The sequence below is a fragment of the Anaeroglomus insulsum genome (assembly GCF_050689095.1).
GTDB lineage: Bacteria > Planctomycetota > Phycisphaerae > Sedimentisphaerales > Anaerohalosphaeraceae > Anaeroglomus > Anaeroglomus insulsum.
Genome location: NZ_JBOGCL010000012.1, coordinates 105,098 through 127,686, shown reverse-complemented (window position 1 = coordinate 127,686; position 22,589 = coordinate 105,098). Strand labels below are relative to the sequence as shown.

At 51.6% G+C, this 22,589-nt stretch carries 20 protein-coding genes; 18 read left to right on the top strand and 2 right to left on the bottom strand.

The features are described 5' to 3' along the window. Nucleotides 1-124: 124 nt before the first annotated feature. Together ACQ9LF_RS11565 and ACQ9LF_RS11560 are read left to right on the top strand one after the other, a co-directional pair. Nucleotides 125-733, top strand: coding sequence for a PEP-CTERM sorting domain-containing protein (locus ACQ9LF_RS11565; RefSeq protein ID WP_462489566.1), 609 nt, complete (start codon nt 125-127; stop codon nt 731-733). Between the two features lie 362 nt (nt 734-1,095). Continuing rightward, on the top strand, nt 1,096-1,596 hold the full coding sequence (locus ACQ9LF_RS11560; protein ID WP_462489565.1) for a BLUF domain-containing protein: 501 nt from the start codon (nt 1,096-1,098) through the stop codon (nt 1,594-1,596). 102 nt (nt 1,597-1,698) lie between these two features. On the opposite strand, the gene ACQ9LF_RS11555 is transcribed toward ACQ9LF_RS11560, so the two are convergent. Beyond that, entirely contained in the window at nt 1,699-3,909 is a 2,211-nt protein-coding gene (locus ACQ9LF_RS11555; protein ID WP_462489564.1) for a hypothetical protein, read from the bottom strand. Between the two features lie 9 nt (nt 3,910-3,918). Beyond that, on the bottom strand, nt 3,919-5,715 hold the full coding sequence (locus tag ACQ9LF_RS11550) for a SpoIVB peptidase S55 domain-containing protein (RefSeq protein ID WP_462489563.1): 1,797 nt from the start codon (nt 5,713-5,715) through the stop codon (nt 3,919-3,921). Between the two features lie 177 nt (nt 5,716-5,892). Here ACQ9LF_RS11550 and ACQ9LF_RS11545 point away from each other — a divergent pair, with 177 nt between their 5' ends. From ACQ9LF_RS11545 to ACQ9LF_RS11470, 16 genes are all read left to right on the top strand, one after another. Next, the gene (locus tag ACQ9LF_RS11545) at nt 5,893-6,735 is read left to right on the top strand and encodes a tetratricopeptide repeat protein (protein WP_462489562.1); all 843 of its coding nucleotides are present in this window, start codon (nt 5,893-5,895) and stop codon (nt 6,733-6,735) included. 8 nt (nt 6,736-6,743) lie between these two features. Then, nucleotides 6,744-7,847, top strand: a complete 1,104-nt coding sequence (locus ACQ9LF_RS11540) for an RluA family pseudouridine synthase (protein ID WP_462489561.1) — start codon at nt 6,744-6,746, stop codon at nt 7,845-7,847. A gap of 538 nt (nt 7,848-8,385) precedes the next feature. Further along, nucleotides 8,386-9,483 (top strand): DNA polymerase III subunit beta, encoded by a 1,098-nt coding sequence (dnaN, locus tag ACQ9LF_RS11535; RefSeq protein ID WP_462489560.1) that lies wholly within the window; start codon nt 8,386-8,388, stop codon nt 9,481-9,483. A 23-nt stretch (nt 9,484-9,506) separates the two neighbouring features. Beyond that, the gene (locus ACQ9LF_RS11530; protein WP_462489559.1) at nt 9,507-9,884 is read left to right on the top strand and encodes a DciA family protein; all 378 of its coding nucleotides are present in this window, start codon (nt 9,507-9,509) and stop codon (nt 9,882-9,884) included. Nucleotides 9,885-9,902: 18 nt separating this feature from the next. Then, nucleotides 9,903-12,356, top strand: coding sequence for a DNA topoisomerase (ATP-hydrolyzing) subunit B (gene gyrB / locus ACQ9LF_RS11525; protein WP_462489558.1), 2,454 nt, complete (start codon nt 9,903-9,905; stop codon nt 12,354-12,356). Between the two features lie 110 nt (nt 12,357-12,466). Beyond that, nucleotides 12,467-13,132 carry a tetratricopeptide repeat protein gene (locus tag ACQ9LF_RS11520; RefSeq protein ID WP_462489557.1) on the top strand — a complete coding sequence of 222 codons (666 nt, stop codon included), beginning with the start codon at nt 12,467-12,469 and terminating at the stop codon, nt 13,130-13,132. A gap of 634 nt (nt 13,133-13,766) precedes the next feature. Further along, the gene (locus ACQ9LF_RS11515) at nt 13,767-14,726 is read left to right on the top strand and encodes a ribose-phosphate diphosphokinase (RefSeq protein ID WP_462489556.1); all 960 of its coding nucleotides are present in this window, start codon (nt 13,767-13,769) and stop codon (nt 14,724-14,726) included. A 128-nt stretch (nt 14,727-14,854) separates the two neighbouring features. Next, the gene (locus tag ACQ9LF_RS11510) at nt 14,855-15,499 is read left to right on the top strand and encodes a 50S ribosomal protein L25 (protein ID WP_462489555.1); all 645 of its coding nucleotides are present in this window, start codon (nt 14,855-14,857) and stop codon (nt 15,497-15,499) included. A gap of 71 nt (nt 15,500-15,570) precedes the next feature. After that, nucleotides 15,571-16,176, top strand: coding sequence for an aminoacyl-tRNA hydrolase (gene pth, locus ACQ9LF_RS11505; RefSeq protein ID WP_462489554.1), 606 nt, complete (start codon nt 15,571-15,573; stop codon nt 16,174-16,176). Nucleotides 16,177-16,259: 83 nt separating this feature from the next. Beyond that, a complete protein-coding gene (gene rpsF, locus ACQ9LF_RS11500) occupies nt 16,260-16,676 on the top strand; it encodes a 30S ribosomal protein S6 (RefSeq protein ID WP_462489553.1) in 417 nt (138 codons plus the stop codon). A gap of 122 nt (nt 16,677-16,798) precedes the next feature. Further along, nucleotides 16,799-17,236, top strand: a complete 438-nt coding sequence (locus ACQ9LF_RS11495; RefSeq protein WP_462489552.1) for a single-stranded DNA-binding protein — start codon at nt 16,799-16,801, stop codon at nt 17,234-17,236. 60 nt (nt 17,237-17,296) lie between these two features. Next, entirely contained in the window at nt 17,297-17,560 is a 264-nt protein-coding gene (gene rpsR, locus ACQ9LF_RS11490) for a 30S ribosomal protein S18 (protein WP_462489551.1), read from the top strand. A 154-nt stretch (nt 17,561-17,714) separates the two neighbouring features. After that, nucleotides 17,715-18,212, top strand: a complete 498-nt coding sequence (rplI, locus tag ACQ9LF_RS11485; RefSeq protein WP_462489550.1) for a 50S ribosomal protein L9 — start codon at nt 17,715-17,717, stop codon at nt 18,210-18,212. Further along, nucleotides 18,178-19,578 (top strand): replicative DNA helicase, encoded by a 1,401-nt coding sequence (gene dnaB / locus ACQ9LF_RS11480; RefSeq protein ID WP_462489549.1) that lies wholly within the window; start codon nt 18,178-18,180, stop codon nt 19,576-19,578. Before rplI ends, dnaB begins: the two co-directional genes overlap by 35 nt. Nucleotides 19,579-19,592: 14 nt before the next feature. Beyond that, on the top strand, nt 19,593-21,914 hold the full coding sequence (locus ACQ9LF_RS11475) for a BamA/OMP85 family outer membrane protein (RefSeq protein WP_462489548.1): 2,322 nt from the start codon (nt 19,593-19,595) through the stop codon (nt 21,912-21,914). A 78-nt stretch (nt 21,915-21,992) separates the two neighbouring features. Next, entirely contained in the window at nt 21,993-22,586 is a 594-nt protein-coding gene (locus tag ACQ9LF_RS11470; protein WP_462489547.1) for an OmpH/Skp family outer membrane protein, read from the top strand. Nucleotides 22,587-22,589 lie beyond the last annotated feature (3 nt).

Sequence of the window (22,589 nt, the reverse complement as noted above, 5' to 3'; positions counted from 1 at the left end):
CCAAGATACATTGCAGCGTGGCTGACGTATGCTCCGGACTCTCTGAATCTGCCGAATCCGTTGGGGCAAAAAAATGTCGTCGAATTAAAAACCCAAACACCATCATTTTGTCGGAAGGAGTCCAATGAAACGGTTTGCATTCTTGACATGGTTGGCTCTGTCGCTGCCGGTAATGGCCGGTTATACCTATGTGGTTACGGATGGTTTTTTGCCGGTAGGCACTCTAAGCAATCATGAATCTCTTCTAATGACAGGGGGGGGAGGGCATGTATTAGATTTAACGGACTGGAGTACGGCAGATATTTACGGTACCACACCCTATAATCCCGATTATTTGGGCGGCATCGGACGAATAGGGGTAGATATTTCTGCCCATCTTAATTTTTATGGTGGCGAAGTTCATGAAATCGGCTTGGGAACAGATGGTACTGCCGTATTAAGCGGAGGCCGTATCGACCGCCTGACCACGTCGCAATCGATCTGGAAATGGGTGGGCCAGCCGGCAGAATTAGTCTGGAATCCGCATGTGACCATAGTATGCAGCACACATACTTATAACACGGCAACCAAACTGCTGACAGGAACGTGGCTTGATGGAACCGCGTTCAGTATTCAGCTTATCGATTCGGCAGGCTATGCCGCAACGATTGATAACATTCGTTTCGTGCCCGAACCGGCCACGATGCTGCTGCTGGGATTGGGCGGGTTATTGCTGAGGCGTAAATCATTGTAATTGAGGGGTAACAGCAAAGGCCGGATGACCGTCGTCCGGCCTTGTATTGAGATATTCGCGTATTTATGCGATGTAGTGTGTCCATATTTACTAATTCTTCTTACGGGGGCATTTCACCGTAAAACCATAGAAATACTAAAGCCTATTTAGGGGACTATACGATATAAGACTGTGTGGTATCTGGCCCGAATGCACGAGCATAAGCATCGATGGGGTGCCGGAACTACGGAATGGGCACAACGACACTGCAAGCATCACATTTATTGCTGCAGTGCTGTGTTGCCTGAAACCGGCAAGCAGGACTATAGAGATTGCCGAGACTGACTGGAGCATTCATTTTGTACCGTACGAAAGGGGTCACGATGTCTGTACAAATGGATCCATTTACCACCGAACAACTCTTCTGCCTGATGTATGTCAGTTCCGAGGCAAAGTCATTTTCTGATGATGAACTTTTCGATCTGCTTTTGGCCACTCGTCCGCGGTACCGCTCAATGGAGATTACAGGAATTCTGCTTTACAACGAGCACACGTTTGTCGGGGTACTGGAAGGACCGCAAGCTCAGGTTCAAGAGGCGTATGACCAGATTTGCGGAGATTGTCGATTTAAAGACACAACTATTCTGCATTTAGAACCGATTTACCTCCGGCAATTTCATGACTGGACCATGGGTTTCCGACCCAACGACTGGATCGCGGCCGAGATGACGCCGGGTTTTAATCCGCTGATGCGGAGTCCCAAATGGTCGCATGAGGACATGGGGGTATGCTCAAAACGGATGTTCCAGTTTTTGCGGAAATTCCGTTCGGCCAGGTCACCCGTACCACCTGAGCATTTTAACACTTATCCCAGGAGCTTCTGAGCATACCGGTTTTACACAAATACCTCGCAGAGCTGGTGCCTTGAATAAAAAAAGCCCACAGACGCTATGCTGCGGGCTTTTGTTTTTGCGTAACGCAAGGAATTAATCGATGGTGATTTGCCAGGTCTTATAGGCGGTATTGCCCAAATCATCGGCGGCACAGACCGCCAGGACATGACTGCCTTTCTTGAGGTCGGACACAACTATAGCGATTTGCTCATCGGTGGTATCATAGACACCATCGTCGGGCAGGGAGGACTTCCATGCGGTGTCGCTGTCGATGGTGTATTGAACCTTGCCGATGACGGACAATTCATCCACGACCGACAGGGTCAGCTTGGCCGTGGTCCCTTCGATACTCAGATTGTCATGTTTGAATGTCGGGGCCGTGTTGTCGATGACAACAGGGTCACAGACGCGTGATGCGGTCAGGGCAGACACTTCATTGTTGCCCAGGCGGTCGGAGACCGTTACGCGGATTTCATAGCGGCCATCTTCCACGGTGCGGGTATCCCATTCATACTTGGGCTGGTCCAGTTTGTCCTTGATCAGAATCCAGTTGCTGCGGCCCAGTTTGCGCATCTCGATGGTATATTCGAGCGGGTCTTTGTTGTCATCTTCGGCACGGGTCTGGATGAGCAGGGCGAACGGTTTTTGTTTATCGGCTTTTTGTGCGGTCACCGCCTGAACGCGCGGGGCGAGATTGGGAATAACCTGAGCGACGGCCACTTCACGAACGACCGGTGTTGCAGCATCATCATTGGACTGGAAGGTCAGACGATACTGGCAGAACCGTCCGATCGGACAGGCCGCATCCACCGGTGCAGTCACGGCGGTCTCCTGTGACCAGGCGGAGAAGGTCGAATCGTTGGGGTCTTTGACATTGCCGGAGCGGACCGACAGCAGGACTTTGCAGCCGTCGGGAATGTCCGCGTCCAGCTGAATCTTACCCCAGCGGGCGGGCTGGCCGGCGTCGATCAGGTCGGAGATGTACGTGCCTTTGCGATTGAGGGCCTCTCTCAAACGGACGACGGAAGCCGGATTGGCCAGGGCCAGAATCACATCCCTGCCATCGACGGCGGCAGCTGTAATCTGCGAACTGGTTTTGTTTTCATAGACCACCAGACGCTGTTCGGACACCGGGTCAATCGAAAACAGCCTGGCTTTGGGACCCACGCCGAGCAGGAGCTTGTCGTTTTTATCCAGCAGGGTGTAAAAGACTGCCGGCTCGGTGAAAATGGCCGTCACAAAGCCTTCCGGTGAAATTTTATAGACAAAGCCCGCCGACTTGGGAGCGGGGGCCTTCGGGGCCGGTTGCGGGGGCTGTGCAGGCTGGTTTTTCTGTTCATCAGTGGCGGGGGTCTTAAGATTCAGGCCGCCGTCGGTGGGAGCAGGACTGCCGGAAGCAGGGACATCAGGCTTGCCGGGGGCTTTTTTGAGCGAGGCTCCAGCCTGAAGCTGCTGGTTGGCGACATTGGCACTGGTGGCGGCAGCATAAATGAAGCCGTCGGCGGCAACACGCAGGGCAGTAATTTCCTCCTGGTCGCTGTCGAACAGGACCGTATATTGACCTGTGGCGGGCTGAATGCGATACACGATACCGCGAGTGTCGGAACCTGCAATAAGAGACCCGTCAGTACCGAAGGCCATCGATAAGATATTTTTGTCTTTCAATTCACAGACCAGCCGGGGATTTTGAGCGAATGGATCGAGCTGCCAGATTTGGCCGTTGGGTCCGGTGGCCAGATAGATGTTGTTGTCCTTATCCAGTACGATGGCAAAGATGTACTGGACTTTTTCATTGTCGAACACGGTTTCGATTTCGCTTGCGATGCGAATGAGTTTGCTTTTTTCGCCGCTGATTCCGGCCAGAACTCGTCCGGCAACGTCCAGCGCCAGGGCATAGACATGCTCATTGGGCTGCGGGCTTTGCTGAACCGCAGCAGGATCGGGGGTTTCGGTCGAGCCATCTGGTTTGGCCGGTTTGGGATACAGCAGGTCGGCCTTGCCATCGCGGAAACGAATGATCTTGCCGGCAGGGCTGGTGCCGAAATACAGCGTGCCGGCTTTGTCGGATAAAACCGTATTGACGCTCCAGATATCCTCGAGCAGGCCGGCAAAGCCCAGCGTTTCGGTTTTGGGAGCCAGCCGGATTTGGCCTTCGGAGTCCACCACCACCGCATCCGTGGTGCCTTTTAGCAGATCCTCGCTGGTCTTGTGGCGGACGATGACGGAAGTGACAGCGAAAGCTGTACTGGAAGCAATGAGGATTGCGACAATGGCTGCGAGACGAATGTTTTTAATCGTGTACATGATGATTCCTTATTTATTTTTATCCACAGTGAGTTCGATGACCGCTGAGCCTGAAGCAATCAGGCCGGTTTGAATACTGGTTTCGACAAAATGGGTATAAGGGCTTATGGGCTGGATGCGTTTGGCATCTGCCAGGACCATCATTTTGGTGGCCGGCAGATTGGGCAATTCCGTGTTGCGTACGGCAAGGCCTGACTGTGAAATCGGCAGGCACACATACAAACGATCCTGCGGGATATTGAGCACGCGGTTGAATCCATCCAGAAGACTCTGTGCGTCCACGGCGGTGAACCGCTGCGGAGCGACTTTATTCAGGAAGGACTGATAGGCATCTGAGCCGAGAATCTGAAGCTGATATTTGCCATCAGGACAATCCTGCGGAACAGGTAATTCAAGGGTAAAGGGAATCGGTTCTGAGCGGAAGCCCTTGAGAGCAACCTGAATCGTCACTGTCTGGCCGGGTTTAACGACATTATCCGACAGCCTGGCATCCCACAGCGACACTACCAGATTCCTGGGGGTAATGTCGATATCGAGGGTGATTTTATCCGGGGGCATCTGCTGGAAAGGATTGTTCATCAGCGCCGCAGCCAATGACATCAGTTCTGTGGCGGGTGCAGCCACTGAATCCCCCGAAGACAGGCCTGTAAATTCAATGGTGCGGCCATTTTCCAGGAGCATATGGCACCGATATGAGACGGCATGTTCCGGGGGCAGGTCTCCCTGAAATAGTGCTGCGCCGGTAACCACCGATCGCAGGATACGAGGTGTCAGACTGCGATCTCTGGCGACCTGGCAGTGGAGGGTCCGCTGCTGGGGGTCATCAAACCGTTTGACTGAAACGGTGATATCGATGAGTTTGGGAATGGTTCCGGCATATCCGACCACACCACATTCCTGATCATACCGCAGCGTTCCAGCGACCTGGCCTGCTGAGCCTAACTTGAAGGAGTTGTCACGTGTGGCAATTACGGTATGGATTTTTCCGGCGGCCATCGGCAGCTCCACCGCACCAATCCCGTTAAACGGGTGCCCAAATCCATAGACTTTATCCCCAACGACCTCGGTTACCGTACCCGTTACAGACATACGAATATCCCCGGAACACAAAGGTAGTATCAGGACACCCCCTGGCTCGAAGACCGGCTTTGTCTGGGAGCTATCGCCGGTCAGAGCCATATCGCCAGCCTGCAAAGGTATCCAGCCGGCAGAGGCAAAGGTCTCTGAAAGCTGACTGCAGGCCTGGGGTGATAAGTTGGTTACCAGGGGCATTTTGGGGGTTTTTGACGCTGTGCGTGCCCAGTCGGCTATGGCTTTTTGGGCAATGGCCTCCAGATTAAGAGGTGCCGACAATTCAACATAACTCGTTGTATTTGACTGTGTTACGGGTTTATCTTTGCCTTCACCGATCGCCAGCATATATTCGATAGGGGTCACTAAGTAGAGGGGGTCAATGGAACCGTCCCAGCCTGCGGCCAAAGCTCCGGCCATACGGCCGTCGATATACACCGGCGAGCCGGAACAGCCGTGGACGGAGCCAACGTGTTTAAACCGCTCGTCGGTACCAACCACCAGAATCATATCTCTGGCCGGATTGGCTTGTTTAACAATGCTGAGAATTTTGAGCGGAAATCTCTCTACTTTATCACCTTCAAAGACAGTCAGACAGTACGCTTCCATCTCCGGCTTGACTTCATCGACCAGGATGTAGCGGGAAGAATCCCAGTTTGCAGGGGGGGTAGCTCCAGAAATCATTGGGATTCCCAACGAACCAACCAGTACCATCGCGGTGACAAAATGTCTCATACAACCTTCCATTCTCGTAAAAACATCATGAAAAATCTGTTTGCAAAACTGTACAGTCGTCAAAGTCCTGTTGCAAGATAAAACTAAAGTTTCTATAATGGTACCTCTTATTATATTGTGAACTATTTGTATCGAGAATAAAGCTGCCGAGACCCGGCCAAAACAAAGGACACGAATATGGACTCAAAAGAACGGCATGAGCTGATGACTAATGAACTTGCGGAGTGGATTAGTAAGCTGCCTGGGCTGATAAAAGAATACCGCAACCAGATTATTGGGGCTTGTCTGATTCTTGTCGGGCTTATCAGTTGGCCTATCCTGAACCGGTGGCGTGCCGAGTCCGATATGAAGATGCAGGCGGAGGTGTCCAGTGTGCTGGAACAACTGGACCTGAGTAAGTTATCGGTTTTACGACAGCAACAGGACGCAACGGCGGTCGATGCAGCCAGTACGCTGCTGGTGGCAGCCAACAATCTCGAAAAAGAGGCGGAGAAGGCACCGAATAATGATCTGGCAGCGATTGCCTGGATTAAACGAGGCCAGGCTCTTCGCGCGGACCTGCTTTACCGTAAAGAGTTTGTTGACGGCGATGTCCTTTCATCACAAATTAAACAGGCTCAGGACTCTTATCAGAAGGCTCTGAGCAAAGCCAAGATGCCTGTCGTCAAGGCCATGGCTTTGTTTGGCCAGGGATTATGTACCGAAGAACTCGGACAGCTTGACCAGGCCAAAGACCTCTATCAAAAGATCGTCAATGACGCCGCTTATGCGAGCACACCGGTTGCGGTACTGGCTCAGGAGCGAATCCAGAAGATGGCGGACAACAATGTCAAATACACGTTCGTAGATAAGCCCAAAGAGCAGCCGGCTATTATTCAGCCGCAGGTTCAGGTTCTCCCGGCTACACCGGAGTCAACCGCCCCCAGTATTCAGGCGGCACCTGACAGCACCGTAAAAGTGGACATTCCCGCGACTGGGGAGAATGCTCCTGCTGAACCGTCTCAAACAGAAACCAAATAATTTCCAGTATGTCGTCTAAAAAGCCGTCTAAAGACCCTATTGGGCCCCCGGAAGACAATCTGCCCATAGAGACACAGGAGGAGATTGCTCTGGACGAAGATGCCCTGCCTCAGGATTCAGAGACAGAGGAACTGGCCGGCCAGCAGTTGTGTTTTCGTGTGGGGCAGAATCTCAAATTCAGACGGTTGGACCAGTATTTGACAGGGCGGTTCAGCAATTTCAGCCGAACCCGGCTGCAGCAGCTTATCAAGGAGCAGGGGGTTAATGTTAACGGTCGTCCGGCCAAACCCAGCTACAAGCTTAATCCAGGTGATCAAATTGATTTGATTTTGCCGCCGCGGGAATTGCGGGAATTGATTCCAGAAGATATCCCGTTGCACATTCTCTATGAAGATGACGACATCATCGTGGTGAACAAACAAGCCGATTTGATTGTCCATCCGGCACGCGGGTATAAATGTGGTACGCTGGTTAATGCTTTGGTATATCATTTTAAGAACCATTTATCAGCAGGATTTGCTGATTATCGTCCGGGGATTGTGCATCGTTTGGATCGATATACGACGGGTGTCATTATTGTCGCCAAAAACGATACCGCTCATTGGAAATTATCACGGCAATTTGCTGAGCGCACAAACAAGAAAACCTATCTGGCAGTCGTCCATGGAGCACCGGAATTGGATGGGGATTGTATTGATGTCCCTCTGGGGGTTCACCCTGTGATCCGGGAGAAATATTCCATTCGTCCAGATATTGGCAAACAAGCCATTACTTTTTACCGTGTTCTGGAACGGTTTCGCGGTTATTCTCTGGTCGAGCTGGACTTAAAAACCGGCCGGACTCATCAGATTCGCGTTCATATGTCGTATATCAAACACCCCATCGTAGCAGATGATATGTATGGCGGCAAAGTGGTTTATCCCTGGCAAATTGAGAATCGGGAACCCGCTATTGAACAACCCCTACTGAACCGGGTCGCACTGCACGCCTGGAAACTGGAAATCAATCATCCCGCCACCGGCAAACGCATGGGATTTGAAGCACCAATACCAGAGGATATTCAACGTCTTTTAGACGCTTTACGAGTTTATCGTAAATTGACATCTAAGTAATTTTAGTTATTTTAGACCGTGAATTCATAATATTATTTTTATTTCTCGTCCGATAATAACCGATTTTTCAATTGTATTACGATTTATATTGCTGTGATATTTTTTGTGGAAAACTTGTGAGTTATCCTGTCAGAATTGTTTAATGTTTTGTGAGAAAAATCGCTTTATCAGTATTGATAACACGGTTTTGTGCAAATCCGACACCGTATCTAACAGGTTTTCCACTATCTTGCCATCAAGGCTTTTTGTTATAACTATCCATTATAGAGGGTTTTAGGGAAGGGCTTCGGGCAAAATCTCACAAACTCACGGGGTATATAACAAATACTGAGAAAAAGATTTTTATACTCTTATATTTGAAACAGATCCTAACCTGTTTCTCACAAAGCCCCAGACCGGTTTGTTGAAAATCTTCCTTAAAACGACTTTGCAAAATCCTTTAAAATCGAGTAGATTATGGGCTTATTAATTCATAGATGAAGTGAATGTGAATAAGGCAGAATAAATTTGCTGCAGATAAAACAACGGAGGTTGCTTTATGAAAGTACGCTTTAATCGGACTGCGTTGCAGGATGCGTTGTCGCTGGTGACTTCGATTATTCCCAGCCGGACCCCCAAGCCGATTTTGCAGTGTATGAGAATTGTGGCCGACAAGGATGTTGTGCGGTTCTCTGCCACCGATATGGAGGCTGGGATTACCTATACCGTAACCCAGGTGGAGGTGGATAAGGCCGGTGAAGCGGTTGTGCCGGCGGATAAGTTTTCATCGATTGTGCGTGAAAGTTTTGATGAGGTGATTGAACTGGAGACCGATGAGAATTCTGCTCACTTGAAGGGGTCCGACAGTTTTTTCACGATTTATACCCAGGACCCGACACAATATCCGACCGTGCCGGGATTTGATGGCAATGCGGATATTGAGGTGGGTCTGGATCGGCTGCAGGATGCGATTAGTCAGACGGTGTTTGCGGCAGCCAAGGAAAGCACACGCTATGCCCTGAATGGGATTTTATGGGAAGTGCATGGTAAAAAGCTGTCCCTGGTGGCCACTGATGGACGTCGGCTGGCAAAATCCACACTGCCTTTGGATAAGGCGTTGCGTGAGCCGGAAGGACGAATTATTGCTCCATGCAAGACGATGCAGCTGCTGGAAAAGATTCCCGCTCGTGATCAAGCCACCGTGTCCCTGCGGTTTGTGGATAATCATATTACGGTTGCCTGCGATCCTGTGGTGATTAGTTCGAATCTGGTGGAGGGGAATTTCCCCAAATACGAGGATATTATCCCCAAGGATTATGACAAGAAGCTGACGCTGCCCAAGGATGCGTTTTTGAGTGCGGTACGTCGAGCGGCCCTGCTGGCCAGCGATGACAGCAAGGGCATCAAGCTGTCACTGAAGAAAAACACCATGGTGATCACCAGCCGTGCTCCGGAAACAGGTGATGCTCAGATTGACATGTCGGTGGAGTATGAAAACGACCCCATTGAAATCGGGTTCAATCCGCAGTATCTGATTGATGTACTGCGGGTGCTTAAAACCAGTGATTTTGAGATGCATCTGGGCCAGTCGGATCGTCCGGGTTTATTTAAAAGCGGCAGCGGATTTTTGTATATTGTCATGCCGGTGAATTTATAACCGGCGGCGGGAGCGATTTGTTTGTGAGCAAACAGAGCGAATCGCAGCAAGAGCAGTATTTGCGGTCGGCGACGGCCTGGCAAAAAAAAACGCCCCCTGGTCCTCAACCGCTGGGTGAGGCCCTCAGTCACTATATGAATGTGTATGTGAAAGGTTTGCGCTGCGGCGGAACCATTGCAGCTGCATTTGAGCAGGTGATAGGGACTGAGCTGGCGCCGTATTATCGTGCGGATCGGTTCACGCGCGGCATTTTATATATTCAGTCACCACCCGGGCCGTATTTGCACCGGCTGAAGATGATGGAAACCGAGATTGTGGAAAAACTCCAGGCACATTGTCCTGGAACCAGGATAAAAGAGATACGAATTCAAGTGAAAGGTGTCGGGCGCAAAACGCGCTGAGACAGGATAATCAATACAATGACAGAACAGGAAAATACTGAAACAACACAGCAGGCTCAACCCGTAGTGTATGATGCCAGCAGTATCAAGATTTTAGAGGGTCTTGAAGCGGTCCGCAAACGGCCGGACATGTATATCGGCAATCGTCAGGAAAGCGGCCTGCATCATATGGTGTATGAAGTCCTGGATAATGCCATTGATGAAGCCCTGGCCGGACGCTGCGACCGGATTACCGTGCATGTCCATGTGGACGGCAGTTGTTCTGTGGAAGATAACGGTGTCGGCATTCCGACGGAAATGCATGCTGAGGCCAAAAAAAGTGCCCTGGAAGTGGTATTGACGACGCTGCATGCCGGCGGCAAGTTCGACAATAAGGCCTATAAAGTCTCCGGCGGTCTTCATGGAGTGGGGGTTAGTGCGGTCAATGCGTTGAGTGAGTGGCTTGAAGTGGAAGTCTGGCGTAATGGCAAACAGTATCATTTTGAATGCCGTCGTGGAGTGCCAACCGGACCGGTCCAGGAAGTCGGACCCACCACCAAGCGCGGGACCCGTGTGACATTTCTGCCGGATGATGAAATTTTTGAAACGACGGAGTTCAAATACGATGTGCTGGAGAAGCGCATTCGTGAACTGGCGTATCTCAATGCCGGCGTGCATATCACATTTATTGATGATCGCTGCCAGCGGAAGGAAGTGTATCATTATGAAAGCGGTATTAAGGCGTTTGTGCAGTATCTCAATGAGGGCAAGACACCGCTGTGCGATGTGATGTATTTCAGCAAGGAAGACAGTGAAAACGGTCTGGCGTGTGAAATTGCCATGCTGTACAACGACGGGTACAACGAAACGGCACTGGCGTTTGCCAATAACATTCGCAATATCGATGGCGGTACCCATTTGTCCGGATTCCGGACGGCGCTGACACGAACCATGAACGCCTATGCCAAGAGTGCCAATATGATTAAGGACATGGCACCCAGCGGCGAGGATTTGCGGGAAGGCTTGACGGCTGTTATCTCCGTGAAGGTTCGTGAGCCGCATTTTGAGGCCCAGACCAAAGTGCGGTTGTCCAACCCGGAGGTCGGGACATTTGTGGAGACGATGTTGAATGAGCAGCTTGCAATTTATCTGGAGGAAAATCCGGCAGTCGCCAAAAAGCTGCTGAGTAAGGCCATCCAGGCAGCGGCAGCCCGTGAGGCGGCTCGCAAGGCACGCGAACTGACACGTCGCAAAGGTGCTTTGAGCGGAGCCAATCTGCCGGGCAAACTCTGGGATTGTGCCAGTAAGGACACCGTGCACACGGAAATATTTATTGTTGAGGGCGACTCTGCCGGGGGGTCTGCCAAGGGGGGCCGTGACCGCAATTTGCAGGCGATTTTGCCGCTCAAAGGCAAGATTCTCAATGTGGAGAAAGCACGCATTGAAAAAATGCTGGGACATGAAGAAATCCGCACCATTATCAGTGCACTGGGGACCGGAATCGGCACCGATGAATTTAATCTGGAAAAATGTCGGTACGGCAAGGTGATTATGATGACGGATGCGGATGTGGATGGGGCGCATATTCGGACACTGCTGCTGACATTTTTCTTCCGTCAGATGCCGCAGTTGATCGAAAATGAGCGTGTGTTTATTGCACAGCCGCCGCTGTATGAGATTCAAATTAAGGGGCATAAACACTCGGAATATGTGCTCAATGAAAACCAGATGCGCAAGCGGATGGAAAATAACGGCCTTGAAGGAACGGTTCTGATTGTTCACCGTCCTAATCAGGCCCCGCAGCAGATTGAACAGGCCAAATTGGCTCTGCTGGTCAAGATATTGAATGATGCCGAACGCAGCATCGGTGTCCTGGAGCGGCGCGGCATTTTGTTCAAAAAGTTTGTGTCTGATTTTTATGATGGCAGCCGCTTGCCAGGCTATTTTGTTCGCATCGAAGGACAACATGAGTTTTTCTACGATCGGGACAGCTTTGACCGGCGTGTTGCGGAACTAAAGACCGCACGAAATGAGGACGTCCAGGAAGATGGATTTGCTGCCGAGGAACTGCATGAAGTGATGCGGCTCAATGAAATCAATACCCGTCTGATGCAGGATTACCAACTGGATATGCGAGATTATCTGGCATTGCCTTCGCAGACGATCATGGATGAAGATGCATTCAGCCGGTTTGAATTGAAAAATGGGACAGACCAGTATCGGCTTCATACTCTGGACCAGATTGGTCCGGGGATTCGGCAAATTGGGGCCCGGGATGTGGAAATTAAACGCTTTAAAGGTCTGGGCGAGATGAACAGTGAACAGCTCTGGAGCACGACGATGGATCCGGCCCGTCGGACACTGTTGAAGGTGACGATGGAGGATGCCGGGCAGGCCGACCGGATGTTCAGTATTTTGATGGGTGAAGATGTCGAAAAACGGCGGAATTTCATCCAGGAACATGCCTTGGAAGTGCAGAATCTGGATATCTAAAGATTTTGGGCCGATTGTGCCGACATAATACAGGGGAAAGTATGTCCATTTAAGGATATGATGTTTTTCCTGAAGTGAAATAGGCCCATAATTGACAAAGGGAGTCGAAAATGGATGCATTATTAAAAGTAACAATGATAGTTCTGGTGTTGATGGTCGTTGGTTGCGGACCTGAGAAAAAGCCGGTCGGGCCGGATACGGAAGAAAGTCTGCGGCTCGAAATCGACCAGAAGTTTGAAAATCCGGATGCGCATTACAAACTGGCCAAAATCTATCATTCGCAGGGACAATGGATTAAGGCGGAATACGAATATAATATTGCGATTGGTTTTGCTCCGGTGAACAAGTGGCCCGAGGCCGGATTGGTCAAGCTTTATGAAGATACAGGTAAACCCGACAAAGCGGCAGAAGCTCGGGATAAAGCTATGCGGACCTGTAACACCGATAAAGAGCTGATTATGCTGGCAAAAGCCCTGCAGCGTGAAAACCTCAACGAGCATGCCAAGTCGGTTTATGAGTATGCTTTGACAGTTGCGAAGAATAAAGGTGGTATTTATAAGGAAATGGGCTATTACTACCTGACAACCGGAGATAAAGTGCGGGCTGAAGATGCCTTCCGCAAGAGTCTGGAGATTCGTCCGTACCAGCCGGATGTGTCGGCGGAGCTGGGACGTATGGGTGTCAAAGTGGTGGCCCCGGAAATTGTCCATCAAAAACCTGCAGGGGCTAATCCCGCTAATTCCCAGTATGAAGAAGAAGTATTACAGAAGAAATAGTAATATTACAAGACCAAAAACATCTTTTTAAAAGCAGGGATCAAAAAAAGAAGACGCCTTTTAGCACGTTCATTGCGCACTGGTGATTCCTTAATCACCTGGAAAAATTGTCTGTTTGTAAAAAAAACCTTGCAAAAATCGGGGGAGTGAGTATTTTATAGTCTTTTATAGCCTATGTCGCACGGGGACATCCGGCGGTATTCGTACTGCCAAGCGGGGCTGACAGATTCGCAGCATGGTCAGCTCAAGCCTCCGACAAGGCCCGGTCAATCTGTTTCTGAAACGGATTCTGCGACCAGCAAAAACGTACAACTACGACGACTTTTAGCAGGCGAAAGTATTGTCTGCGCAAGTTCTATGATGAGACAACGATGCAGTCCTGATGGACTGTTCAATACCCGGTGGTGTAATCGGTAACACTGGAGGTTTTGGTTCTCCCATTCCTGGTTCGAGTCCAGGCCGGGTAGGTTGATTGTGAATGCTTACTGTGTGAAATGAAGGCGGGTGTCGAAAGACATCTGAACTATACCCAACGGGTATGATGATGCCGCGAGCAAAAGAAGCACGTGGTTGAAACTGCGGTACTTAGCCGCGACGAACTGGGAAATTTCAAGTAGGATCAATATATAAAAAAATGAATCATCATCCGACAACGATATTCAGCGGAACTGGAAATCCGCAACTGGCAGAGGCCATCAGCCGCTATCTGGGGCTGGAAATGGGGGTTTCCAAGATTTGGCGGTTTCCAGACGGCGAGAAGTGTATTCGCGTCGAATCCGACGTCCGCGGGCATGATTGTTTTGTGGTGCAGCCGACCTGTGCCCCGGTGGACGAGAATCTGGTGGAATTGCTGATATTTCTGGACTGTCTGGCCCGCGCCAGTGCAGCCCGAGTGACGGCGGTGGTGCCGTATTTTGGCTATGCCCGTCAGGACCGCAAGGATGCCGGGCGGGTGCCGATTACGGCCAAGATGGTGGCGAATCTGATTACCGCCGCGGGTGCGGATCGGGTGCTTGCCATCGATATGCATGCCAAGCAGCTTCAGGGATTTTTTGATATCCCGGTGGATCATCTGACGGCTGAGCCGGTGATGATCAAATATCTGCGGAAAAAGGCCATTCCGAATTTGACGGTTGTGGCGCCGGATGTGGGTAATATGAAGACCGCCAGCCGTTATGCGACGGCATTGGGAGCGGAGCTGGCGATTATCCACAAGCGGCGTATCAGCGGTAACGAGGTGACGTTTGACGAGATTATCGGCAACGTCGAAGGCCGCAATATTGTGATGTGTGACGATATGATTTCCACCGGCGGCACGATTACCGGAGCAGCCCATCTGGTTCGCCAGCGTGGTGCCCAAAAGATTTATGTGGGGGCTACGCATGGGGTATTCTGTGGGCAGGCGATTGAAAAACTCAAACAGGCGCCGATTGATGAGGTGATTGTGACTGACACGATGCAGCAGGAAGAAAACAGCAAAGCCCTGAATAATCTGACGGTTTTGAGTGTGGCCGAGCTGCTGGGAGAGGCGATTCGCCGTATCCATGAGAATGAATCCCTCAGCGAGATGTTCGAAAAGCTGAGCAAGAGTTGACAGAGGATGTTGTCGCAGTGCGGGCTGGTCCTGCGGTGTGATAACGAAGGTATAAAAAAACAGGTGTGATAAGTATAGAACAGGCCGGGACCGCCGGCCGAAACCAGAACAAGTAGAGAGGTTCAGCTATGTCCGAAGTAATGTCATTAAGTGTGGAATTAAGAGAGCAGGTTGGCTCCAAGACGGCCTCCCGTCTGCGGGAGCAGGGTAAGCTGCCGGCGGTAATTTACGGCCACAAGCAGCAGCCGGTATCCGTGGCGCTGGATCAGCACAGTTTTGTGGAAGGTCTGCATCACGGCCATCGTATCTTTTCAGTCACTCTGCCCGAAGGCAAGCAGACACTGCTGCTGAAGGATCTTCAGTATGATTACCTGGGCAAGAAAGTAATCCATGCGGACCTGGTTCGTGTGGACCTGAATGAACGGGTGACCGTGGAAATTCCGGTGGTCCTGCGCGGCACGGCCAAAGGGTCCCAGCACGGCGGCGTGGTGGATCAGCTGATGAGTACGCTGGAGGTCGAATGTCCGGTTCTGGAGATTCCTGAAAGCATTCCGGTGGTCATCAAGGAACTGGAAGTCGGGGATTCGATTACCGTGGCCCAGGTGACTCTGCCGCCCAATTGCGTGATGAAAAGCGACCCGAAGGCTCTGGTTGCGATTTGTCATGAGGTGGCCGAAGTCAAGACGACCGAAGAGCTGCTGGCCGAACAGCCTGCTGCTCCGGAAGTGATTACTGAACGGGCACCCAAAGAAGGCGAGGAAGAGGCCAAATAGGCCTTTTGGGCTGGATCGGATGGTACAGACGGGATGCCGTCGGTGCAGTCGGATGGAATTAGGATGGTGTAATGACCGGGATGAAACTAATCGTCGGGCTGGGAAATCCCGGAAAAGAATATGCCGGGACGCGGCATAATGTGGGTTTTGATGTGCTGGACGGATTTGCTCGCCGGCTGGGCACAAGCGTCGAACAGAAGAAATTTAGTTCGCTGTTTGGCGAGGCTGTGGTGGATGAATGCAAAGTACTGCTGCTGAAACCACAGACGTATATGAATCTGAGCGGCCAGGCGGTGGCTACCGCGGCAGGTTTTTACAAGCTGCCGCCGAGCGATTTGATGGTGGTGACTGATGATATGGCGCTGCGGCCGGGGCTGATTCGGATTCGTCCCGGCGGCTCCAGCGGCGGTCATAACGGCCTGCGGGATATCATCAGCCGGCTGGGGACCGAGCAGTTTGCCCGACTGCGGATCGGCATTGGTGCCAGCGATTATCCGGATACACGGGATTATGTGCTGGGTCGTCCGGGACCCAAAGATGGTGAGCTGATAGCCGCGGCCATGGTCCGGGCGCAAGAGGCGTTGATGTGTTGGATTCGCGAGGGCCTGGCGGCTGCGATGAATCGCTTCAATGAGCGGAATCAGGCATCCTCCGCAACGGAAGAAAAAGCAAGTTAAACCGGGTCGAAACCGCTCCGGTGGGATAATGAAAAAACGAAACAAGAATCGATCATTCTGTTAGTCTTTTGGAGGTATCAAGTTTGGAAACAAAACGAATTTATGAAGCGCTGTTCCTGGTGGATTCGGCGTTGGCCGCATCCCAGTGGGATCATGTGATGGAAGTCATTCAGAAGATCTTGGATCGCGCCGAAGCGCGTGTGATTTCCATCCGCAAATGGGACGAACGCAAGCTGGCGTATGAAATTGCCGGCAAGAGCCGCGGGACCTATATTCTGGCCTATTTTGAATGCAGTTCGTCCAAGATTCGTCCGCTGGAACGCGATGTGCAGCTGTCTGAAGAGATTTTGCGGGTGCTGGTGGTTCGGACCGACCGAATGACGCAGGAGGACATGGAAAAGCCCACGCCGGCGATGCTGGGACATGTGGACCGCGAAGTGTCTGTGCAGCCGGCAGAAGACGCGATGGAAGAGGCTCCTGCCCAGGACATCGCGGAGTAATCTCCAGCTGGCCTTGCCTGTCGGCGGTTTGCCGTTGCGCTCAGACAACAGCAGCGGCGACACCGAGTGAGGAATGCAGGGTGTGCAGCCGATAAAGACCCTTTTTTGGAATGGTGTAAATTATGGCAAGTTTGAATAAAGTGCTGCTGATGGGGAATTTGACACGGGATCCGCAGATGTCATATCTGCCCAGTCAGACTGCAGTAGTGGAATTTGGCCTGGCGATCGGACGCAAGTTTAAAAAGCAGGACGGCTCCTGGGCAGAAGAGACCTGTTTTGTGGATTGTCAGATGTTTGGCAAGCGTGCCGAGACAATTCAGAAGTATTTCAAAAAAGGCGATCCGATTTTTGTGGAAGGCCGCTTGAAGTTTGATTCCTGGCAAGGCCAGGATGGCGTTAAGCGTACCAAGCTGCGGGTTTTTGTGGAGAATTTTGAATTTGTCGGCGGTGGCAAACGTGCCAACGGTTCCGGCGGCGGACAGGAGATGGCCCCAGAGGTTCCGGCGGCGGAGTTTGAGCCTCCGTTTGGTCCCGCCGGCGACGACGAGATACCTTTTTAAGACACAGTGGATGGATAAACAAATCAAAAGCTAAGGTTTTGTGACTATACAGGATTGGATATGAAAAAAACAGTTCCAAACAAGAATTCGAACCGCAAGCGCAAAATGACCATGACCATTCGTGAGCAGACGCAGTGCCGGTTCTGTCGGGAGAAAAAGAAGTATATCGATTATAAGGACGTGGAGACGCTGTCCAAGCTGCTGACCAACCGGGGCAAGATTTTTTCCCGCAAGCGCAGCGGTAATTGTGCCGGCTGTCAGCGGAAAGTGAATCAGGCCATCAAGCGTGCCCGGTTTATGGGGCTGCTGCCGTTTACGGCCTAAAACCCCCGGCCCGAAGGGGTGCGGTCTGACCTGTGTGACAGGCGGATTCTGTGGGTTGCCCGGGACTGCGGGAACAGGGCAAGCCACAGGCAGAGCGATTTGCGATTCAAAATCAATTATTCATTTGAAGAGATGATGAAGCTGGAGAGAATATATGAAGGTATTGTTGTGTGAAGATGTGGAAAGTCTCGGCTGGTACGGCGACATTGTGACCGTCAAGGATGGATATGCCCGGAACTATCTGCTTCCGCAGGGATTGGCGGTGATTCCGTCCGAGTCGAAGATCAAGGCAATGGCCGAGGAAAAGGCCCGTCGCGCCGAACAGCGTCGCCTGGTGCGTGAACAGCTGGAAAAGGCCGCAGCCGCGGTCGATGGTGCTGTGGTCGAAATTGTTGCCAAGACCAACGAATTGGGGCATCTGTTTGGTTCCGTAACCGAGCACGATATCGCCGAGAAACTGCGTGCCCAGGGCTTTGAGGTTAAGGATGCCATGGTTCGCCTCAGCGGCGGACACATCAAGGAACTGGGAACCTATGATGTGACCTTAAAGGTTGCAGCCGATCTGAAGGCCCAGGTTCAGGTTCGTGTAATCTCCGAGCAACAGCAGGAACAGCCCGTTGAGTCCGTCGAGGAAAACAAGCAGGAAGCCTGATTCCGACGCTTCGCAGGCATTGCCGACCACGCTGGATGGCAAGGCCCTGCCGGCTTCGATCGAAGCCGAAGCGGCGGTATTGGGATCGATGATTCTGGATCGGGAATGTATCGGTCAGGTGGTGGAACAGCTTGACGCGGATGCGTTTTCGATGCCGGAGCATCGGCTGCTGTTTGAGTCCATCGTTGCGTTGTATGAAGCCAACAGCAAGATAGATTTGGTGCTGCTGCGGGCGGATCTGGTTAAGCGTGATCGTTTGAAGGCGGCCGGCGGTGTGGACTACCTGGTTCGCGTGGCGGAGTCCGTCCCCACGGCTGCCAATGTGGAGTATTATACGCGCATCGTCAAGGAAAAGGCGATGCTGCGACAGCTGGCCCGGGTCAGCCAGGATATTCTGCGGCAGGCCTGTGATGAGACGGGGGATGTGGGAGAAAAACTGGACCGGGCTGAACAGCAGATTTTTGCGGTTACTGAAAAGAAGATTTCCGGTTCGGCGTATCCCATCAAGCATCTGCTGACGGAAACGTTTGAAAGCATTGAGTCCCGCAAAGGCTCGCACGTAACGGGTTTATCGACCGGGTTTACAGAACTTAATAATTTATTGTGCGGTCTGCATGCGGGGGAAATGATTATTGTGGCCGGCCGGCCGAGTATGGGTAAAACCAGTTTTGCGCTGAATATGGCCGAGCATATCGGGGCTGACGAAAATATCCCGGTGGTGATTTTTTCTCTGGAAATGGGTCGTCAGCAGCTTGTTGAGCGTATTTTGTGCAGCCGGGCCAAAGTGGATTCGCAGGCGGTTCGCAAGGGGATGGTCAGTGCTGAACAGCACGCTGAACTGACGCGGGTCGGAGGCGAGTTGTATGAAAAACCGATTTTTATTGATGATACGCCTGGTTTGACCCCGCTGATGATGCGGGCCAAGTGTCGGCGTCTGAAAAGCCAGCACAATATACAGGCGGTTTTTGTGGATTATCTGCAGTTGATGAGTCTGGGCGGCCAGGTTGAATCTCGTCAACAGGAAATCAGCGGCATTTCCCGTTATCTCAAGGCATTGGCCCGGGAGCTGGAGGTGCCGGTTGTGGTGCTCAGCCAGCTTAACCGATCCCCGGAGGGGCGTGAAGACCATCGTCCCCGGATGAGTGATCTGCGTGAAAGCGGCAGCATCGAGCAGGATGCCGACGTGATTTTGCTGCTGCATCGTGAAGATTATTACAATCGCACCAAGGACGATTTTGAAGAGACCAACACTGCCGAAGTCATTGTCGCCAAGCAGCGTAACGGTCCGACGGATACGGTAAAATTGTATTTCGATGGCCGCTATACGCGGTTTGACAATCTAGCCCATGTAAGCGAACCCTTTTAGGAGCAGACGAAACGATGATTCATAAGGAGATGAACCGCGGGACGGGGTCTGTACGCCTGCTGGCGGCGGCTATGGTGGTGGCGTTGAGCGCTCTGTGTTTTGCCGAGGGTGAGGAATCCAGACTGATTCGTTCGGTTGAAATCACCGGCCAGACGACGGTGACGCGGGCTCAGATTTTTTCGGCGATACGGGCCCGGGCCGGACAATTGTTTTCCAAGCAGACGGCGGTCGAAGATGCGGCTCGCATTGCCAGGCTGGAGGGGGTGGAGTCGTCTTATTATACCACCGTGGAAAGCGAGGGGCAGATTATATTAACCTATGTGGTGGTGGAAAAACAGCTTGTTCGGGAGCTGATTTTTAAGGGCAATGAGAAGATCTCCGATGCCAAGCTGGCCAAGGAATTGTCCTTTAAGCTGGGGGACTACCTGGATGTGCTGGCGGCTCGGGCGGGTCTGGATGCCATCAAAAAGCTCTATCTTCAAAAAGGGTACGCGTGGGTTAACGTGAGCCTGGATGAGGCGGGCTTGATTATTGGCCGCGTGGAATATACGATCGAGGAAGGCAGCAGACCGAAAATCACATCGATTAAATTCAAACATAACCGGGTTTTGAGCGACCGGGAACTGGGCACAGCGATCAAAACCAAAACCAAGAAATTTCTCTTCTGGCCGGTTTATTACAATGAGGAACAGGTCCAGAAAGACGCCCTGAAGGTGCAGGAAGTGTACCAGAAGCGGTCTTATCTGGATGCTAAAGTCGAAACCACAGTCTCCTATAATGAGGACAAATCGGAGGCCTATCTTGAATTTCATGTGACTGAAGGCCCGGCTTATACGGTCGATTCCATTCTGATGTATGGAAACAAATTTTTTGATATGGTTCGTCTTCGTGAAGAGATGAAACTGATCGAAAACGGCCCTTATAGCGATGACCGGGCGGATTTTGATGCCAAAAAAATCCGCAGTAAATACCAGGAGCAAGGATTTGTGGATGCCCGGGTGGATATGCGGCGAACCTTTCTGGACGGGGCGAGGGTCCGGGTAGAGCATCATATTACCGAAGGCAGCCGCTTCCGGATTGGTCAGGTTACCGTGGCCGGCAATACGGTCACGCATGACAATGTGGTTCGCCGGGTTCTGGATGAAGAAAAATTCACGCCGGGCGCCTGGTACAATGCGGATGCGGCCCGAGGCAACGGCGAAGGGGAACTTGAAAAGACGGTCCGGGGCACAATTTATTCCGAATCCGCAACCATTGCTGCGGTGTCCACCGGCGATCCCAATCGCAAGGATGCGCTGGTGACCATTTCCGAAGGGCAAACCGGTTCGATTATTCTGGGAGCCGGGATTGGCAGTGACAGCGGCGTCATCGGCCAGATTGCCTACGACCAGCGGAATTTTGATATTGCAGACTGGCCGGAAAACTGGAATGAACTCATTACCGGCAAATCGTTTCGCGGAGCAGGTCAGCGGTTGCGGATCTCTCTGAATCCAGGAACCCAGCAGAGCAGCTATTTAGTCAGCTTTACGGAGCCGTATGTCTATGATAAGCCGGTTTCGATGGAAGTGGCCGGGACGGGGTTTGAGCGAGAGTGGGAATCCTATACCGAAGAACGCATGGGCGGCAGGCTGGGGTTTGAAAAACGCTATAGCGATGACTGGCGCCGCGGTATATCGTTCCGTCTGGACAACGTGGATGTGACGGATTTGGAATCGGATGCCCCCAGCGAAGTCCGCGACATCAAGGGTAATAATGCGTTGTTTGGAACGCGATTCTACATAGGCAAGGACACGACTGACAGCCGGTTCCGTCCCACAAAAGGGTATAATTTTGATTTGGGTTATGAGCAGGTCACGCTGGACCATAATTTCGGCATTCTGTCCGGGACGCAGCGATGGTATCATACGCTCTATGAAGACCTGTCGGAACTGAAGACGGTGCTGGAAACCAAGATTCGCGGCGGCACCATCGTGGGTGATGCACCGCTGTTCGAAAAATTCTATGCCGGCGGTACCAGTACCATTCGCGGTTTTGATTATCGCGGCGTCAGCCCCCGAGCCGCCAACGGCGACCCCATCGGCAGCGACTGGATTATTAACGGAAGTGCCGAAGTGGCGGTCCCACTGGGTACCGAGGTCTTCTCATGGCTGTTTTTCACCGATGCGGCACTGATTGAAGAAGGCTGCCCCCGGACCTCGATTGGTACCGGTATTCAAATCCAGATTCCTCAATGGTTCGGCCCGGTCCCGATGCGGTTTGAAGTCGCAGCGCCGATAACCAAGGAAAGCGAAGATGAAACCCAGATATTCAGTTTCTCGGTGGGCGCGCTGTTCTAACCCAATCGCATTGTATTCAACAGATTGAATTGCAACCGTATAAAATACAGGATTATCATATAAGAAAGGATTGCTGATATGAAGCTTAATCAAATGTTGCTGGCCGGAGTCATCGTTGTGGCGGTGTGTCTTTCATTTGGATATCGTCAGGGTGTAGCTGCCGGCGAAAAGCAAATTGCTCCAGCCAAGATTGCGGTGGTGGATGTGACCAAAGTGCTGCAAAACAGCAAAAAACATAAGGCCTGGCAGGAAAAAATGACCGCCGAAGAAACGACGATGAAGGCTGAGTTTCAAAAGGATAAAAAGGCCCTCGAAGCCATCCAGGCCAATATGGATCTGTTGAAAACCAACACCAAAGATTATGTCGATGCGATGAAAGAATTTCTTGATAAAAAGAGTCTCCTGGAGGCCAAAGACAAGTTTTATCAGGAAAAAGTCAATATGGAAATGCAGCAGTGGACGGAAAGCCTCTATACCCAGATGCTGGATATCATCAAAGAAGTCGCTCAGAAAAAAGAGCTGGATGTTGTTCTGGCCCAGGAACAGCTGGATTTGCCTGCTGCCAGCTTGCGCGATTTTATGCTGAGTATTCGTACCAAGAAAGTCCTTTATTGCGGCGACCAGGTGGATATTACAGAAGAGGTTTTGTCGGCGCTGGATGCGTCGAAATAGGCG

Bases quoted from the DNA above. Each gene is read 5' to 3' on its own strand.
- ACQ9LF_RS11565 (WP_462489566.1), top strand. From the start codon at position 125: ATGAAACGGTTTGCATTCTTGACATGGTTGGCTCTGTCGCTGCCGGTA.
- ACQ9LF_RS11560 (WP_462489565.1), top strand. From the start codon at position 1,096: ATGTCTGTACAAATGGATCCATTTACCACCGAACAACTCTTCTGCCTG.
- ACQ9LF_RS11555 (WP_462489564.1), bottom strand. From the start codon at position 3,909: ATGTACACGATTAAAAACATTCGTCTCGCAGCCATTGTCGCAATCCTC.
- ACQ9LF_RS11550 (WP_462489563.1), bottom strand. From the start codon at position 5,715: ATGAGACATTTTGTCACCGCGATGGTACTGGTTGGTTCGTTGGGAATC.
- ACQ9LF_RS11545 (WP_462489562.1), top strand. From the start codon at position 5,893: ATGGACTCAAAAGAACGGCATGAGCTGATGACTAATGAACTTGCGGAG.
- ACQ9LF_RS11540 (WP_462489561.1), top strand. From the start codon at position 6,744: ATGTCGTCTAAAAAGCCGTCTAAAGACCCTATTGGGCCCCCGGAAGAC.
- dnaN (WP_462489560.1), top strand. From the start codon at position 8,386: ATGAAAGTACGCTTTAATCGGACTGCGTTGCAGGATGCGTTGTCGCTG.
- gyrB (WP_462489558.1), top strand. From the start codon at position 9,903: ATGACAGAACAGGAAAATACTGAAACAACACAGCAGGCTCAACCCGTA.
- ACQ9LF_RS11520 (WP_462489557.1), top strand. From the start codon at position 12,467: ATGGATGCATTATTAAAAGTAACAATGATAGTTCTGGTGTTGATGGTC.
- ACQ9LF_RS11515 (WP_462489556.1), top strand. From the start codon at position 13,767: ATGAATCATCATCCGACAACGATATTCAGCGGAACTGGAAATCCGCAA.
- ACQ9LF_RS11510 (WP_462489555.1), top strand. From the start codon at position 14,855: ATGTCCGAAGTAATGTCATTAAGTGTGGAATTAAGAGAGCAGGTTGGC.
- pth (WP_462489554.1), top strand. From the start codon at position 15,571: ATGACCGGGATGAAACTAATCGTCGGGCTGGGAAATCCCGGAAAAGAA.
- ACQ9LF_RS11495 (WP_462489552.1), top strand. From the start codon at position 16,799: ATGGCAAGTTTGAATAAAGTGCTGCTGATGGGGAATTTGACACGGGAT.
- rpsR (WP_462489551.1), top strand. From the start codon at position 17,297: ATGAAAAAAACAGTTCCAAACAAGAATTCGAACCGCAAGCGCAAAATG.
- rplI (WP_462489550.1), top strand. From the start codon at position 17,715: ATGAAGGTATTGTTGTGTGAAGATGTGGAAAGTCTCGGCTGGTACGGC.
- ACQ9LF_RS11475 (WP_462489548.1), top strand. From the start codon at position 19,593: ATGATTCATAAGGAGATGAACCGCGGGACGGGGTCTGTACGCCTGCTG.
- ACQ9LF_RS11470 (WP_462489547.1), top strand. From the start codon at position 21,993: ATGAAGCTTAATCAAATGTTGCTGGCCGGAGTCATCGTTGTGGCGGTG.